14 protein-coding genes are annotated in these 16,142 nt (G+C 70.7%); 3 read left to right on the top strand and 11 right to left on the bottom strand.

The features are described from left to right. The first annotated feature begins 34 nt into the window (after positions 1-34). Positions 35-313, top strand: a complete 279-nt coding sequence (locus tag HOO61_RS06510) for a hypothetical protein (protein ID WP_172257791.1) — start codon at positions 35-37, stop codon at positions 311-313. Positions 314-325: 12 nt separating this feature from the next. Here the strand turns inward: HOO61_RS06510 and HOO61_RS06505 are convergent, their stop codons facing one another. Genes HOO61_RS06505 through HOO61_RS06495 form a run of 3 tightly spaced genes read right to left on the bottom strand, consistent with a single transcriptional unit; the run spans position 326 to position 2,212 of the window. Further along, positions 326-712 carry a DUF1801 domain-containing protein gene (locus HOO61_RS06505; RefSeq protein ID WP_172257790.1) on the bottom strand — a complete coding sequence of 129 codons (387 nt, stop codon included), beginning with the start codon at positions 710-712 and terminating at the stop codon, positions 326-328. Between the two features lie 26 nt (positions 713-738). Further along, positions 739-1,731, bottom strand: coding sequence for an aldo/keto reductase (locus HOO61_RS06500; protein WP_172257789.1), 993 nt, complete (start codon positions 1,729-1,731; stop codon positions 739-741). Between the two features lie 19 nt (positions 1,732-1,750). After that, positions 1,751-2,212, bottom strand: coding sequence for a MarR family transcriptional regulator (locus HOO61_RS06495; RefSeq protein WP_216658566.1), 462 nt, complete (start codon positions 2,210-2,212; stop codon positions 1,751-1,753). A 54-nt stretch (positions 2,213-2,266) separates the two neighbouring features. Between HOO61_RS06495 and HOO61_RS06490 the strand changes: the two genes are divergently transcribed. Both HOO61_RS06490 and HOO61_RS06485 read left to right on the top strand, forming a co-directional pair. Beyond that, positions 2,267-3,157, top strand: coding sequence for an ABC transporter ATP-binding protein (locus tag HOO61_RS06490; protein ID WP_172257788.1), 891 nt, complete (start codon positions 2,267-2,269; stop codon positions 3,155-3,157). Next, positions 3,154-4,770, top strand: a complete 1,617-nt coding sequence (locus HOO61_RS06485; RefSeq protein ID WP_172257787.1) for an ABC transporter permease — start codon at positions 3,154-3,156, stop codon at positions 4,768-4,770. The genes HOO61_RS06490 and HOO61_RS06485 overlap by 4 nt, the downstream gene beginning before the upstream one ends. Here HOO61_RS06485 and HOO61_RS06480 read toward each other — a convergent pair. From HOO61_RS06480 to HOO61_RS06445, 8 genes are all read right to left on the bottom strand, one after another. Then, positions 4,740-5,147: a DUF1622 domain-containing protein gene (locus HOO61_RS06480; RefSeq protein WP_216658565.1), complete on the bottom strand. Its 408-nt coding sequence runs from the start codon at positions 5,145-5,147 to the stop codon at positions 4,740-4,742. The two genes, HOO61_RS06485 and HOO61_RS06480, sit on opposite strands and share 31 nt — an antisense overlap. 97 nt (positions 5,148-5,244) lie before the next feature. Further along, complete coding sequence (locus tag HOO61_RS06475; protein ID WP_216658564.1) at positions 5,245-5,877, bottom strand: hypothetical protein; 633 nt, start codon at positions 5,875-5,877, stop codon at positions 5,245-5,247. Then, the gene (locus tag HOO61_RS06470; RefSeq protein ID WP_172257786.1) at positions 5,874-6,677 is read right to left on the bottom strand and encodes a DUF2382 domain-containing protein; all 804 of its coding nucleotides are present in this window, start codon (positions 6,675-6,677) and stop codon (positions 5,874-5,876) included. The genes HOO61_RS06475 and HOO61_RS06470 overlap by 4 nt, the downstream gene beginning before the upstream one ends. Before the next feature lie 81 nt (positions 6,678-6,758). Then, positions 6,759-7,559, bottom strand: coding sequence for a hypothetical protein (locus tag HOO61_RS06465; protein WP_172257785.1), 801 nt, complete (start codon positions 7,557-7,559; stop codon positions 6,759-6,761). Between the two features lie 147 nt (positions 7,560-7,706). Further along, positions 7,707-8,459, bottom strand: a complete 753-nt coding sequence (locus tag HOO61_RS06460; RefSeq protein ID WP_172257784.1) for a TetR/AcrR family transcriptional regulator C-terminal domain-containing protein — start codon at positions 8,457-8,459, stop codon at positions 7,707-7,709. A 74-nt stretch (positions 8,460-8,533) separates the two neighbouring features. After that, complete coding sequence (locus HOO61_RS06455) at positions 8,534-8,737, bottom strand: hypothetical protein (protein ID WP_172257783.1); 204 nt, start codon at positions 8,735-8,737, stop codon at positions 8,534-8,536. 115 nt (positions 8,738-8,852) lie between these two features. Further along, positions 8,853-12,182, bottom strand: a complete 3,330-nt coding sequence (locus HOO61_RS06450; RefSeq protein WP_172257782.1) for a family 78 glycoside hydrolase catalytic domain — start codon at positions 12,180-12,182, stop codon at positions 8,853-8,855. A gap of 451 nt (positions 12,183-12,633) precedes the next feature. Then, complete coding sequence (locus HOO61_RS06445; RefSeq protein WP_172257781.1) at positions 12,634-16,065, bottom strand: glycosylhydrolase-like jelly roll fold domain-containing protein; 3,432 nt, start codon at positions 16,063-16,065, stop codon at positions 12,634-12,636. Positions 16,066-16,142 lie beyond the last annotated feature (77 nt).

The raw sequence follows: 16,142 nt of genomic DNA, 5'->3' as shown, positions 1-16,142 counted from the left end.
AGCTGGAACCACATCGCGACCTCGAGGGGTGTTCATGACGAGCCAGACCCGCCTGACCGACGAGCTCAACGCCCTCTATGCCAACTACGTCCAGTCGATCAACGATGCTGTCGCGGCCGACGACCTGGCTCTTGCTGCCGAGCTCGCCGACTCCTACGACCGGGACGCGATCTTGCTGATGGCCGAGCGTGAGGGTCGCCCGGACCTGCTGCCCCACTTCGGCCTGACGCCGGATGGCGGACGCCTCAGCGTGCAGCGCGACACGCCCCTGCGTCGTCTCGTGAAGAGCCTCGCTGCACTGCGCTCGGCCTAGGCGAAGACCCGCTCACCCCCCGATCCGGCGCCAGCCACCCCGGCGGTTGTGCTCGACGATCTCCGCCAGGATGCCGGTGATGGCGTCGCTGTCGATCGCGTCGTCCCGGTAGACCTGGATCGACCGGGCGGTGAGGTTGTCGTGCCCCTGGTTGATGACGCCGGCGGGGTCGCTGACGGTCGGGTCGTAGAGGAACAGGTTCACGTGGTCCTTCGTCGCCAGCAGGGCGCAGACGTTGCCGTCGAGGACGAAGTAGGGCTGGACCGTCCGCTTGATCGTCTCCTCGATCCCGGGGTCCGTGGCCCAGATGATCTCGCGCAGCTGCGTGCAGATCGACTGCTGCCACTCGGGCAGCTGCTCGATGTACGCGTCGACCCCAGGATGCGCCCGGTCCGTCATGGAACGGATTGTGGCAGCGATGCGCCCTACCAGCGAGCGTGAACCTGCTCGCGGATCCTCCGGTCGTACAGCTCACGCACACCCTCGCGGAACGAGGCCGGCAGCTCCCCGACGAGCCCGGCGGCGGCGTTGGCACGCGCCTGGTCGACGTTGCGCGCGCCCGGGATGACGGTCGAGACGCCCGGCTGCTGCACGATCCACGCAATCGCGGCCTGCGCCGGCGTGGCGTCGAGCCCGGACGAGGACACGAGCGCGGAGAACTCCTGCGCCGCCTCGACGCCGGTGGCGTAGTCGACCCCGGCGAACGTCTCGCCGACGTCGAAGGCGCTGCCGTCGCGGTTGTAGGTGCGGTGGTCGTCCGCGGCGAACGTCGTGTCGAGGTGGTACTTCCCGGACAGCAGGCCCGAGGCCAGCGGCACGCGGGCGATGATGCCGACGCCGGCAGCCTCGGCCGCGGGGAGCACCTCGTCGAGGGGCTTCATCCGGAAGGCGTTGAGGATGATCTGCACGCTGGCGACGCCGGGCCGGGCGATCGCACTGAGCGCCTGCGCGGCGGTCTCGACGCTGACGCCGTACGCCGCGATGAGGCCCTCGTCGACGAGGCGGTCGAGGACGTCGTACGTCGCATCGTCGTCGATGACCTCGCTCGGCGGGCAGTGCAGCTGGACGAGGTCGATCGTGTCGACGCCGAGGTTCGTCCGCGACCGGTCGAGCCAGGAGCGGAAGTGGGCCTCGACGTAGTTCTCCGGAACCTGGTCCATCCGCCGGCCCATCTTGGTCGCGACGGTGAAGCCGGCGTCCGGGTGCGCCGCGACGAAACGGCCGACGAGCTGCTCGCTGCGACCGTCGCCGTAAACGTCCGCCGTGTCGTAGAAGGTGACGCCCGCCCCGGCGGACGCCTCGAGGACGGCCATGGCATCGGCCTCACTGACTTCGCCCCAGTCGGCGCCGAGCTGCCAGGTGCCGAGACCGACGACCGAGACCTCGCGGCCGGTCCTTCCGAGGGTGCGGTGCTCCATGAGTCGAGTCTGTCAGCCCTCACCGATGGGCTGCACGCCACTCGCGCCAACGCCGGTCGAGACCCCGGGAGTCCTCCTGCACGAACCGCAGGTAGTCACGGGTCTCCTCGACGCGCTCGCGCCCGGCGGAGCCCTCGGGCAGCAGGTCCACCGCTTCCTGGGCGGACGCGATGATCACGTCGAGCACCGGCAGCCGGGCGGCCTGGATGGTGCCCCAGATGTCGCCGTCGCGAACCCGGAAGAGGTCGCCACGACCCGCGGGGTTGCGCTCGCGGACGACGAGATGGGTGTCGGAGAGATAGCGGACGGCACCGGAGATGGCCGCCGGAGAGACGTCGAGGCCCCGGGCCAGGTCTGCGGCGGTGTAGACGGACTGGTCGTCGGCCAGGATGAAGGCGAAGACCCGGGCGGGCATGCGCGGCAGGCCCATGGTCTCCAGGGTGTGGCCCAACCGTTCGACGGCACGCGCGAGGTCGCTCACGGTCTCACTATTACAAACTTCACAAGTTTGTGAAAGTTGTGCCACACTCGAATCATGGCTGTGATCGAGCTCCACGACGTCGTCAAGACCTTCGGCGCCACCCGCGCCCTCGACCACCTCGACCTCACCGTCGACCAGGGTGAGGTGCACGGCTTCCTGGGGCCCAACGGCGCAGGCAAGTCCACCGCGATCCGCGTGCTCCTCGGCCTGCTCAGGACCGACTCCGGCACGGCGACCATGCTGGGCGGCGATCCGTGGCACGACGCGGCGAGCCTGCACCGTCGGCTCGCCTACGTGCCCGGCGACGTCTCGCTGTGGCCCAACCTGACCGGCGGGGAGGTCATCGACGTCCTGGCCCGCATGCGCGGCGGCCTCGACGAGGAACGACGCCAGGAGATGCTCGAGCGCTTCGACCTCGACCCGACGAAGAAGGCGCGCACCTACTCCAAGGGCAACCGGCAGAAGGTCGCGCTGGTCGCCGCGCTGGCCAGCCGGGCCGACCTCTACCTGCTCGACGAGCCGACGTCCGGGCTCGACCCCCTGATGGAGGCCGAGTTCCAGGAGGCCGTCCTCGAGCTCAAGGAGGAGGGCGCCACCATCCTGCTCAGCTCCCACATCCTCGCCGAGGCCGAGGCGCTCTCCGACCGGATCAGCATCATCCGCGCGGGGCGTGTCGTGCAGTCCGGCACCCTCGCCCAGCTCCGGCACCTGACCCGCACCACCGTCATCGCCGAGACCGACCGGCCCGCCACGCACCTCGCGACCGTTGCCGGCGTCCACGAGCCCGAGCTGCACGGCAACCGCGTCACCTTCGACGTCGACTCCGACCACCTCGACGAGGCGGTCCGCGCTCTCTCAGCCCTCGGCGTACGCTCCCTCGCCGCGCACCCGCCCACGCTGGAGGAGCTGTTCCTGCGCCAGTACGGCGACGAGGTGACCGCATGAGCACCACAGCCTCGGCGACCTCGGTCACCGGGGTCGGCCACCTGCTGCGCCTCGTCCTGCGCCGCGACCGGGTGCGGCTGCCGCTGTGGCTCATCGGCTTCGGCGGGTCGATCGTCGCGAGCGCGCTGGCCGTGCCCCCGCTGTACGACACCCCCGAGAAGGTCGCGGGCTATGCCCGCACCGTCGGCACGAGCCCGGTCAGCTACCTGATGTCGGGCCGCCAGGCCGGGCTGGACACCCTCGGCGGCATCGTGGCCAACGAGATCTCGCAGGTCGCCCAGCTCGGCGTGTGCCTGATGGTCGTGTTCCTCGTCGTGCGGCACACCCGCGCCGAGGAGGAGTCCGGGCGCGCCGAGCTGCTCCGCTCGACCGTGCTGGGCCGCCATGCGGCCACCCTCGCCGGACTCGTGTACGGCATCACTGCCGCACTGCTGCTCTCCGCGATCACGTCCATCTCGATGCTGGCGGCCGACCTGCCCGTCGTCGGCAGCATCACGTACGGCGTGGGGCTGGCCCTGCTGGGGGTGGCCTACACCGCGGTCACCCTGGTCGCCGTCCAGGTCTCCACCTCGGCCCGAGGGGCGCTCGGCATCGCCGGGGCCGCCGTGGCCGTGGGCTACCTGGTGCGCGGCATCGGGGCGATGCAGGACAACGCCCTCGTCTGGTTGTCCCCGTTCGGGTGGGCGCAGCGCATGGACGCGTTCGGTGACGAGCAGTGGTGGCCCGGCTTGCTCCTTCTCGCTTTCACCGCTGCCCTGCTGGCCCTGGCCGCGCGACTGATGGCGCACCGCGACTTCGGTGGCGGACTCCTCGCCGACCGGCCGGGCCCAGCACGTGCGAGCTGGCAGCTCAACACACCGTTCGGCCTCGCGACCCGTCTCCAGCGCGGCCTGCTGATCGGCTGGGCCGTCGGGCTGTTCCTGCTGGGCGTGCTCTACGGCGCCGTCATCCCCACCGTCCCCGACCTCATCGAGTCCAACCCCGAGATGGCCGACGTCGTCGGCGCATTCGGCGAGAGCGCCGAGGACGCCCTCGTCGACGCGTTCCTCGCCTACATCTTCCTGTTCATGGCCGTCATCGCATGCGGCTTCGTCGTCTCCTCCGTGCTGCGCCTGCGCGCCGAGGAGGAGGCCGACCGCGGCGAGGTCGTCCTCTCGACGCCGGTCAGCAGGACGTCCTGGATGGCGGCGACCACCGCCCTCGCGCTCGTCGCCGCCACCAAGCTGACCGTCATCATGGGGCTGGGGCTCGCCATCGGCTACGCGATCGCCAGCGGTGAGTGGGACCAGGTCCTCCCCCAGGTCGCCGGCCAGCTCGCCTACCTGCCCGGCACGCTCGTCGTGGGCGCGCTCGCCGCCGCCCTCTTCGGCCTGCTGCCCCGCGCGACCGGGATCGCGTGGGCCGCCGTCGCGCTGATCGCGCTGCAAGTCGTGCTCGGCCAGCTCCTCGGGCTCCCTGACTGGGTCCAGGCCATCTCGCCGTTCTGGCACCTGGCCGCCGTGCCGACCGACGACTTCGAGGTGGTGCCGTACGTCTCGCTGCTGCTCATCACCGCTGCCCTCGTGGCAGTCGGCCTCTGGGGCTACCGGCGACGGGACGCCGTCGCCGACTGAGGCTGCGCTGCGTCGTCAGGCGAGGGCGGTCGTCTGCGCCACGGCAGGGTGCCCTCGAGCTCGACCTCGAGCGAGAAGCTGAGGAACGTCCGGACGACCACGATGAGTCCCAGGGCGAGGGCGCTGTCGAGGGTGGGGTCCACGGTGATCGTCAGGACGATGTCGGCGATGATCAGCAGCTCGAGCCCCAGGAGGATGGCTCGCCCCACACTGCGCCGAGCGGTCTCGTACGCCGCGGACGGGCCGCTGCGACGCGCGATCACGGCCGCGTGGGCGAAGGCGCCGAGCGCTCCGACGACCAGGACGACCACCCCGGCGATCTCGAAGCCGTGCACCACGAGCTCCATCAGGTGGTCGAACCGGTCGTCACTGATCATCTGGCCACCCTCGCACGACATCACGGGGACGGGGAGTGCACGCGCGGAACCGCCCGCCCCTCCAGCAGGAGGGACGGGCGGTCACGGACGAGGCGGCTCAGCCGCCCAGACCGGTGCGGTCGACCTTGCGGTGGAACCGCATCCCGGCCAGGCCGCCGAGGATCGCGCCGCCGAGGCTGGCGATGACCGCGGCCACTGCCGTGATGATCCCGCCGGTTGCGAGATCGCCCTCGCTGACCGGCACGCGCGGCAGGCTGTTGAGCTGCGACAGCACGTTGTACTCGCTGCCCGCGATCGCCACGACGACGGCTACGACGACGGCGATGATCAACGCCCAGAGCCAGACGGCGACGCCCTGCTTGGCGCCGTCGAAGCGTGCCATCCGGCCGGCGACGTACCCGCCTGCGTAGTAGGCGACGAACAGGATCACCAGGAGCGCGACAGCACCTATGATGCCCACCGTCTCGGCGTTCTGCGACGCCTCACGCTCGGCCTGCTGCGGGCCGGAGAGAGCCCCGAGCCCGACAGCCGTACCGATCGCGCTGAGCAGTGCGGTCACGAGGATGGCGGTGCCGGCGGCGGTGAGCCAGCCGAAGAAGGCCGAGCCCCACTTGATGCCGCCGTGCTCCTCCTTCTCGCGGGCGAGGACCGTGTGCCGGTCGGGAACGCCGTCCCGGTCGTGGTCCACGTCACCGCCGACGTGGCGCGGCTGGTCCGCGCTCGTGCTCACAGGTTGCCTCGACGGTCGTCGACGTCGCCCTCTGCCTCGATGTGCTCCTTGCGGACCTCCTCGGTGACGGTCTCCTCGTCGGTGACCGTCTCCGTCCCGAGCTTGACGCGCTCCACCGGCTCGGCGGTCTTGCCGACGACGGGGCGCTCCTCGGTCAGGACCACCTCGTGCTCCTCCTCGGAGATGTCCGGGCCGGACGTGGCCTCGTCACGGTTGGCCTCGGTGATGGGCTCGGTCTCGAGGACGGCCCGCTCCTTCTTCACCGGGACCGTCACGGTCTCCTGCTCGGTGGTGACGTACTTGCGCAGGCGGGCGCGGCCGGCCTCCTGCGACGTCGTACCCACGTCGAGGCGCTCCTCCGAGCGGGTCATCGCCTCGTCGGTGTTCGGCCCCGAGGTGTCGTGGCCCTCGCCGGTGAAGGTGTCGGTCGTGCCGGTGGTGGCGGTGGTGCCTTCCGCGGGCAGGCCGGAGTCGCTGGTGCGCTCGGTGTAGGTCATGCCGTAGTGGCTGTAGAGGCGCTGCTCCTCGGACTGGTCGAGGTGGCCGCTGTCGACGTCGACGTTCGGCGCGTCCTTGATCTGGTCCTTGGTGAACGGGACGCGTACGCCGTCCCCGTTGACCTCGGCATCGGCGGCCGGGACGAACGACTCGTTCATGCCGAACAGGCCCGTGTTGACGGTGAGGAACTCGGGACGGTCGGTGTCGTCGTCGAGGTAGACCTGGCCGATCTTGCCGACCTTCTCGTTGTCGCTGGAGTAGAGCGTCTGGCCGATGAAGCGGTCGTGGTTGTTGGTGTTCATCTTCGTGTTCTCCTCTGTGGATCCGTGGCGGGCGACGAGGGAGCGTCACCGCGCCGGTTGGGTGATCGTTTGAAGTGGTGCTCAGTACTGGCGCGACGTGGCGTCGTAGCCGTCGGTGGTCTGGTCGTAGACCGCCGTGCTGCCGGTGGTGCTGCTCGAGCTGGACAGGTCCTGCGCGGCGGAGGCCGCCTGGTCGCGCACCGACGGTGCGGTGTCGGCCTCGGCCTTCATCCGGGGTGCCTCGCGCTCGGCGGTGCTGAGGTAGCCCTCCCACCGCTGCTGCATGGGACGGATCAGGCCGCCACCGACACCCACGACGATGACTCCGCCGATGGTGGCGAGGATGGCGATGAGGACCGGCGTGGTGACCGTCGTGGCGACGCCGACCTGGTTGAGCGCCGCGACGACGCCGAGGAACAGGATGAAGGCGGAGGCGATGTTGGCGAGCGCTCGTCCGTAGGACAGGCCGCCGATCATGTTCTGCAGCAAGCCCTTGACTGCTGCCGCGATGGAGGCGGCGACGACCAGGATGATGATCGCGACGACCAGGCTGGGCAGGAAGCGGATCACGTCCTCGATGAGCCGGCTGATCGGGTTCGCACCGAAGACGCCGAAGGCGAGCTGGAGCACGAACAGCAGCAGCGTGTAGTAGATGAGCTTGGCGACGATGTCGCTGGCGTCCATCTTCGAGTTCGCCAGGGCGCGCTTGATCCCGCCGCGCTCCACGGCCCGGTCGAAGCCGGCCTTCTCGAGCAGCGCGTTGAGCGCCTTGGCGATGACCTTGGCGATGATGATGCCGACGACCAGGATGACCAGGAACAGCGCCAGCTTGGGCACGAACTCGGCAATGGTGCTCAAGCCGTCACGCAGTGCGTCTCTCATGTGTCCTCCGTCCGCGGCCGCCGGGATGTCCCGGCACGGGGAGGGGACGTGGCCGGGCGACCGCAAGGGTGAATGGGTTTACGACGTAAGCCGTACCCACGCCCAGAGGGCACATACAGCCCGTACCCCCTCAGGGAGGGGTCCGAGTCACTCGGCCAGGTGCGCGGAGCGCGCGACGGTCATCCGGTCCAGGAGCGCCTCGAGCGCCTCTTCGAACTCGATCGCGGACCTGTCCTCCGACAGCGGTCCGCGCAGCCGCGCGACGATCGGGTAGGCAGCGAGGCCGGGCTCGCCGGTCTGGTCGTCCAGGACGTCGAGGGGCCCCACGTCGGCGCCGTGCACGGCCACCTCGAGGAGGAGGTGCCCCAGGAGGAAGCTGGTGTAGGCGCGGTAGCCGTCGATGGCGGCTTCGTCGCTGAAGCCCTCCTCCAGCAGTCCCGACAGGAACGTCTCGACAACGTCGAGGCTGCGCAGGGGCGGGCGCAGCCACGGCGCCTCCGCCGGCCTGGATGCTACGAGCGGAAAGGCCTTGGGGTGGGCCAGCGCAACGCGTCGTACGCCGTGGGCCAAGCGCTGCAGGAAGTCCTGCCACCCGTCTCGCGGCGAGTCGAGGACGACCTCGTCATCGCGGATCTGGGCGACCAAGGACTCCACCACCGCGTCGAGCAGCTCCTCCTTGCTCGGGACGTAGCGGTACAGCGCCATGGCCTCCACCCCGAGCTGCTCGCCGAGTCGTCGCATCGTCAGGCCCGGGAGACCGTTGGCGTCGATGAAGTCGAGGGCCGCCGCGACGATTCGTTCGCGGTCGAGCGGCACCCGTGCCGACGGAGCCGGCTCGTCCCGGACCGCCGCACGGTCCGCGTCCGGGTAGGTGTCGCGGCCCGGATCTTCCTCGCTCACGCTGACGTCCCCCTGTCGCGGCACTTCGACGGACCACCCACCGTAGCGCGGAGCAGGGCGCCGGGCGCCGCGGCTCACTCCTCGGGGTCGGCCTTGTCCTGCGCCTCGCCCTTGTCAGCCCGCGGGGCACCCTCGGCCATCTCGTGGTACTGCTCTGCGCTCAGGTAGCGCTTCATCGCGGCCTCGATCGCCGACGCGGAGGACCCGCGCGACATCCCGGCACGGTCCCTCGCCTCACGGGCGGCCTTCATCGCCTCAACCTTCGACATGTCGTTCATGACCTCACCTCCCACCTCACCCCCAGCACATCGCTCGATGGTGCGCCAGCGAAGTGCCGATGGGCCCGGCGTCCCGGGACATCAGGCCTCTTGGTCCCGGGACGCCGCGCGGGTGTCAGTCGGTGGTGAAGCTCCAGGTGCCGGAGCCGACCTCGTAGCGGACGGTGCCGTCGCCGCCCGCGACCTCCACCGGGCGGGCGCCGCCGCGGCCGGTCGCCGTGTAGTCACCGGCCGGGAGCTCGACGATCGCGGTGGTGTTGACCGGGATCGTCGTCGTCAGCGACGTGCCAGCGGCGTCGCGCGTCCACGACGAGGCGACCGTGCCGTGCTGCGTGGGCCGCGTTCCCTCGGCCTGCGTCAACCCGGTGTCGGGAATGCTGATCGACAGCTCCGAGCCACCAGGCGCCGCGAGGTCGATGCCGAGCACGTCGCTCAGCAGGTCGACGGCCGCACGCGAGCCCCAGCCGTGCGAGGCGCTGTTGGCCGAGCCGCTCAGCTCCCACGCCTCGGGCGTGAAGGTGCCGCCCTGCTTCAGCCAGCCGGCCCAGCCGTAGTCGTCCTCGTTGGTCAGCAGTGTCCGCAGTGCGTCGCCACGACCCGACTCTGCCAGAGCCTCGACGAGCCAGTGGACCGTCATCGGGCCCTGCTTCATGCCCATCCCGGCGAGGTGGTCGCCGAGCGCCGGCACGTCGGCCTCCGGCGCGATGCCCAGCGCGACGGCGTACGACGTTGCGTGCTGGCCGGCGTGCGGGCTCTGCGAGCCGTCGCCGAGCAGGCCGTCGACGTAGGTCCCGTCGGACTTGCGGAGCGTTGCGTTCATTCGGCCGGCGAGCGCGTCGGCGTCGGAGCGGTACGCCGCCACCTCGGCGTCGGGACGGCCGAGGGCCTCCGCGACCAGGGCGACCTTGCGGAGCACGTCCACGCCGAGGGCGTTGACGGTGGTACGGGCCGTGGCGGTCATGTCGTAGCCGAAGCGACCGTGCGCCGGCCAGTCGACGATGCCGTGGAGGTACTGCCCGCTGCCACCCGAGAGCTGGGTGACCAAGCCTTGGGTCGGACCCGAGGTGGCGATGTGCCGGCGGACGTAGCCCGCAGTCGCGGCCAGCTCGTCGTACGTCTGCTCGAGCATCCGCGTGTCCCCGGTCTCGAGGTAGTAGCGCCAGATCCAGTCGGGCACGACCTCGGTGAAGTCGGGGATGTCGCGCTTGCCGTCGCCGTTGGGGTAGACCGCGTTGTAGCGCCCGGCGTCGTTCCCGGTGCGCCAGTAGCGCGCCTGGCTCAGCATGAACTCCCGGATCGCCTGGCGGCTGGCCACCCGCTCGCTGTGGGTCGCCATCAGGCCGTAGGAGATGTTGACCGTGTCGTGCAGGAACTGGCCCTGCTCGCGGGTCGGGGTGTCGACGAAGGTCTCCTGGACCGAGTACTCGAGCGAGCGGGCCATGAGGTCCCACACTGCGTCGAGGGTCTCGTCGGAGGAGCTGAAGGTCGCCTCCCCGCCCTCGGGGTAGGCGGTGGTCACGACCGTGGCGGACACGTCGTCGATGGAGATGTCCTCACCGGCGCCGGGGACCTCGAGGTACCGGAAGCCGAGGTGGCCGAAGGCTGCGTAGTCCTGCTTGCCCGCCACCTGGGTGTAGGGGAAGGACATGTTGGTGCCCTGCGTGTCGACGCCGCTGGTGGAGACGCGGCCGCTGGTGGCGAGGCCGTAGCTCGCGCGGATCGGGACGACCCGTCCGGCGACGCCCTGCTCGAAGTGCACCGCCGGGCGGGCCGGGATGACCTTGCCGAAGTCGGCGACCGGGGTGCCGTCCTGTGCGGTGAGGATGCGCTCGGGGTGGACGACGGTCTCGGTGAGTCGGGTCTGCTGCGCCTCGAGGGTCGTGAACGGGGCGACCGGGTGCTTGCCGATGACGACCGCGTCGGACCAGCCGCTGTCGTCGTACCCGACCGCGGTCCAGTCACCGATGGCCTTGGCGGCGGGGCCGTCGCGGTGCTCGACGTAGAGCCCCTCACCGTTGCGGGTGCCGACGAGGACGTAGGGGCCGCGGCGCACCTTCCAGCTGCCGTCGGTGGTGAGGACGTACGACGACCCGTCGGCGTAGTCGACGACGATGCGGGCGAGCAGCCCCGGGACGCCGGCGGCGCGGCCCTGGCCGGCGCTGAACCAGTGCAGCATCGCGCCGACGGACAGGCGCTCACCGGGCCGAACGAGGTCGGTGACGTCCGCGACCTGGTAGTAGCCCTCGCTCGGGTAGCCGTAGTTGCTCATCCGATCGGCGCGCTCGCCGTCGAGGTAGAGCTCGGCAGTGTGGCTGGCGGCCAAGTAGCTGCGGGCGCGGACGATCTCGCCGGCGGGGACGTCGACCTCGGTGCGGGCCAGCGTGTACTCGTCTGCCTCCTGCCCGGTCGAGCCGCGGACCCACTTCGAGAGGTCGCCGGAGAAGTCCTCGGAGAACAGCGTGGAGGCGCCGTCGAGCGAGGTGACGCTGACGTTGTCGAAGTCGGCGACCTCCCCACTCGCCTCGCGGAAGCCGATCGTCCCGGCGCGTGAGCCGGTGGCCGACGGGTCGGTCCAGGTGTCGACGACCGTGCCGTTGATGCTGGTCTGGAAGGTCTGGCCCTGAACCTTGATGCCGAGGCGGTAGGTGACGCCCGGGTCGATGACGTACGGCACCGTGCGGCGCGCGTCGGTCGGGAAGGCGCCGCCGGTCATCCGGTGGGTCTTGATCGCGTCGTCGTTGGCGTGCAGCTGCCACATGTAGCCGGTCGCCGCGTCGGGCGCGCGAAAGACGACCGCGGCCGCGCGGGTGATCGGCGTGACGTCCATGCTGACGACGTAGTCGGTCCAGTCGGTGCCGGCCTTCGCGATGGTGACGTTGCCGCCGCTGACCCGGCCGCGGCCGTCGACGATGCTCAATGCACTGGCGTCGGGGTTGCCGGCGGGTCGGCGGATCCAGGCGGCGTCACCCCAGTCGGCGTCGGAGATCGCGGTCTCGAAGCTCTCCCACTCCGACCACGGGGAGGGACGCTTGTCGCTGTCCCACGTGCGGACACGCCAGGTGTACGCCGCCCCGCGCTCGAGGTCGGCACCGGCGTACTCGACGTACGACTGCTGCCGCGAGGACACCTTGTCGGTGTCCCACACGATGCGGCCCGCCTCGTCACGGACCTCGATCTTGTAGGCGGTCTGCACCTCGTCGGGGTCGACGTCCTGCGGCAGCCACCCGAAGCGCGGCGTGGTGGCGGCGTCGAGGGGCCTGGTCAGGTCGTCGACGACCAGGTGGGTGGGAGCGGTGGGCTTGGCGCCCGGCTTGCCGGGCGCGGCGCCGGCCGTGCCGACGGTGAGCAGCGCAGCCGGTAGCGCCAGGGCGAGAGCGACGGCAGTGCCGCGGGTGCGCGAGAGCGAACGGGGCATCAGGACCTCCGAGACGATGAAACGATTCATGTGACCGTAGGCGCTGCGTGACCGCCGTCACAACCCCGCTGACCGCTATCGGACACCCCTCGTTTCATGTCCGGGCGGGGCCCCGACCACATTGCGCCGCCTTGGCTTCAGGGGCTCCGCTCGCCCGGCGAGACCCGCGCGACACGGCGTCAGCGGTGGCGGACCGATAGTCCTCGGCAGAGGAATGTGAGTGGATCACCGCTCGTCTGGCCCGCGGTGAGTGAGACATGTTCCGGTCGCTGAGAACCTGCGTCCCGCACCGCTCAGCAGCAGGCTTGAGGAGACGAGCAGGACGTGGAGCGTTCGCGGCCCGTGGACGCCCGTCGACCCGGTCGAGCCCGATGTCGCTGGCCGTCCCGCAGTGATGAGCGGCGCCACCTTGGAGGACGACGCCGCTCGTCACGGAAGCCAGCAGTCTCGCGAACCGGAGGTGGCGCGAGACTGACTGCGATCACCTCAAGGTGGCCTCGACGACGGCCTGCGGCCGAAGCGTGACCGGACCGAGCAACCCGGACGGCGGGGGGTTCTTGGTCCGTCGGTTCAGCAGGGTGTTGGTCACGCGCACCTCGATCGCGTTGGCACCCGGGCGCAACGCCTCGGTGACGTCCACGACGTACGGCGCCCACAGCGCGCGCGGAAGGACGGTGCCGTTGACCGTGACCTGCGCCAGCTCGCGTACGTCGCCGAGGTCGAGGAGCAGCTTGCGGTCCTCGATCGCACCCCTCGCCAGGCTGATTGAGGTCTGGTAGACGCCACTGCCTGAGTAGGTCGGGTCCGTCGTGGTCCACGATCCGAGTTGGGTGGGCCTCGCCGTCTCACCGTCGCGCTCGAGGCGCAGTGTCCACGGGCCGTCGAGCTCGATCGGCTGGAGCGTGTCGGTGACGGTGGCCAGGCCACGATAGGTCTTGCCGTGGAACTGACCCCGCAGGTCGAAGGTTCCGGGCCTCTCGACGACCAGGCTCGCGGCGATCGTGTTGCGCACCTTCGCGACCGATCCAGCCACCAGGCCGCCGACCAGGTGCGGCTCCACCCTGGTGCCCTCTTCGAACACCACCGCCACGGTCTCGTACGGGTCGAGCTCGAGCGGGACGGTGGTCTCGCCCTGGCCGGCCTCGTCGTACGTCGTGAAAGGGTCGGTCGTCCCGGTGCGGGGGTCCCACATCTCCGGAACACCGTCCGTCGGGAGGCTCGCCTCTGTGCTGATGCTCTCGCCGCTCTCGTTGTTGACGAGGTAGGCCACGTCACTGCCGCGACCCGTGCGCAACACGCGCACCGCCGGCACCGCGGGCGACAGTTCGGCGGCGGTCACGCCGGCGTCCTCGGCCAGCGCTTCGAGGGACGCGACGTCGGGCACGACCGCGACCCCGCCTGCGCCGCGTCGGGTCCAGCCGTCGGCGGCGCCCTCGAACAATGAGCCGAGGGCATCGGACATCTCCGCGTCGCGACCGCGGGCCTCGTGGGTGGGCAGCGGGCCGACGAACGCGACGTGGCCACCCGTGCTGACGAAGTCCTGCAGCGTCCGGACCGTCTCGAGGTCCAGCACCGGCGTGCGCGGGACGACGACCATCCGGTAGGACGCGTCGCCGATCCGCAGCTCGCCCTGCTCCGCCTCGGCGTGGAAGCGGGTGTGCGGGTCACCGGAGAACGACCCGTCGCTGACCATGTCGAAGTCGACCTGACCCCGCTCCAGGGCGTACGCGGTGCCGCTGAGGTCGGCGTCGAGCCGGTGCTCGGCGTCCGAGGTCCGCGTCTGCTCGGCCGCTCGCTGCGGCTGAAGCAGCACGGTCTGCGCGAGCGACTCGCCGCGCGCCATCTCGCTGACGCGCCCGATCCACGCGTCGATGTCGCCCATCGCGTCCCAGAAGGTGCTGGCCGGGCCGAACGGTGGCGCAAAGAACACCTGCTGCTCGTCGGTCCACAGCGCGTGCAGCGCGAACGAGTTGACGCCCCGGGTGGCGAGGCCGCCGATGGTCGCGTGCATGAACTCGGGTGCCACGTCCCAGCCCGAGTTGCCGAAGACCTCCGACAGCGCACGTTCTCCCCCGCTCAGGTGCATGGCTGCGGCGGCGTTGCGGCCGAGGGTGGTCTGTCGACCGGGTGTGTAGTCGGTGGTGATCATGTCGGTGCCGGGCACCTGGGCGTACTGGTTGTTCTTGCTCAGGTCGCCGGTGCTGTGCATCCGCTTCTGCGGGCTGTCCTCGTCCAGCAGGGGGTTGGTGATCAGCTGAAGACCACGGTCCGCCATCCACTCCGCCTGGCGCTGGAAGTAGTTCGTCGCGAAGGCGTCGTTCACCGCTCGCCAGTAGGCACCGGAGTACTCCTCGCCCCTGCGACCGAGCTCGTCGAACGCCGCGGTGTAGGCAACACCGGGGGTCGACCCGGCCTCCTTCACCAGCGCGTCCAGGCTGGCCGACCAGGGCAGGCGCTTGAACGGCCACGGCTCGGCGGAGGAGATGAAGGGCTCGTCGTCCCAGAATCCGGGCACGACGGTGCCCATGGCCCACCCGAACCGGCGGACGTACTCACCTTGCGCGACCTCGAAGAGCCGGTCGGTGGCGACCGGGTCGAGCAGGTCGAGGTAGCCGCGGTGGTAGCCACTGCTGTCGTCGGTCAGGATCGCCTTGCCGTAGGTGTCGACCAGCCAGCGACCGTCGGGGACCGTCCACGACCCCGCTTGCAGCTCGGGGGTGAGCTCGACGAGATCGGCTGCGTCGTTCGAGTCGACCGGACGGGCGGCGGCTGCGACGGCGCCGTCGATGCGCACGACGGGCCCACCGAACGCCTCCACGTCCTCTCCATCGTCGAACGTGCTGGTCCACAGCTCTGAGCCAGCGGGGTCGGTGACGGTGAGGTTGTTCCACGTGACGCGCTGCAGCCCCTCGACGGCATCCTGCACGCCTACCCCGCCGTACTCCGCGCTCACGGCCGGAGCGCCCGCGGCGTATGTCGTGTCTTCGGCCACGGGCTGCACGGTCTTGTTGATCACCGGTGCGATCGAGCCGCCCGAGACCTTGACCGTGATCGTCTGCTCGCTGCGCGGGTGGAAGCCCGGCGACGGGACTCCGGTCGTCAGCCTCGTCCGCTCCTCGCCGTCGAGGCGCCACACGCTCGCGCGGCCCTTGACGTCGACGTCGACCAGGTAGCCGTGGGTGCCGTCGGCCGAGGAGCGGACGACCACCTGGGCGCCCGACGCGGTCAGCCGCACCCTGCCGCTCACGGTGTAGTCGGTCCAGCCATTCCCGACGACCAGCGGGTGCGCGCCCTCGCGGATCGCCGCCTCGACCACGAGGCGGCCCTCGGCGATGCTGAGGCCGCTGGACTCGTTGGGGTCGATCGTCGTCGGCCCCTCGATCACGCGGGTCGAGCGCTGCAGCGCCTTGAGCCGCAGCTCGGGGCTCGGCTCGTAGGTCGTGTCACCGACGGTCCCGCCGTTGGCGATGATCCCGCCGGCCTTGCCGCTGGGGAAGTTGCTGTCGTTGAAGAGCCAGATGCGCATGCCGGTGCGCTCGGCTTCCCGAAGGACGTGCTCCACGATGTCGAACCACGCCTCGGTGAAGTACGCGGGCTTCATGCCGGGGCCACCGTAGGGGAAGAGCACGGCTTCGTGGATGCCCTTGTCCCGCAGCTCGGCCATCTGCGTGTCGACCACCGCGGGCGTGACGGTGCCGGTCCAGTACCAGTAGACGGACGGCCTGCTGTCCTTCGGCGGGTCCGCGAACGCGGCGGGGTCGAAGCCCCGCTCGCGATGGGCCGTCGAGGCGGCCTCGTCAGGGCCTGCCGCGGCCGTGCCGGTGGGGGTGGCGGCGATCGTCAGGGCGAGCGCGGCGACCATGGCGGCAGCGGTGACCGACGCGAGTCGGCCTGGGGTGGTGAGTCGACTCATGGGAGTCCCTTCCGATTGGGGTTCGCACAGCGCTGACAGGCGCCGCGGCGTGTGGGCTGACCACGAGGTGGTGGCGA

Origin of the sequence: Nocardioides sp. zg-1230 (genome assembly GCF_013155335.1) — a bacterium.
In the GTDB taxonomy this organism is placed as follows: Bacteria; Actinomycetota; Actinomycetes; order Propionibacteriales; family Nocardioidaceae; genus Nocardioides.
Note: the sequence above shows the minus strand (reverse complement) of the source record. Positions and strands in the feature narration are given on the sequence as shown.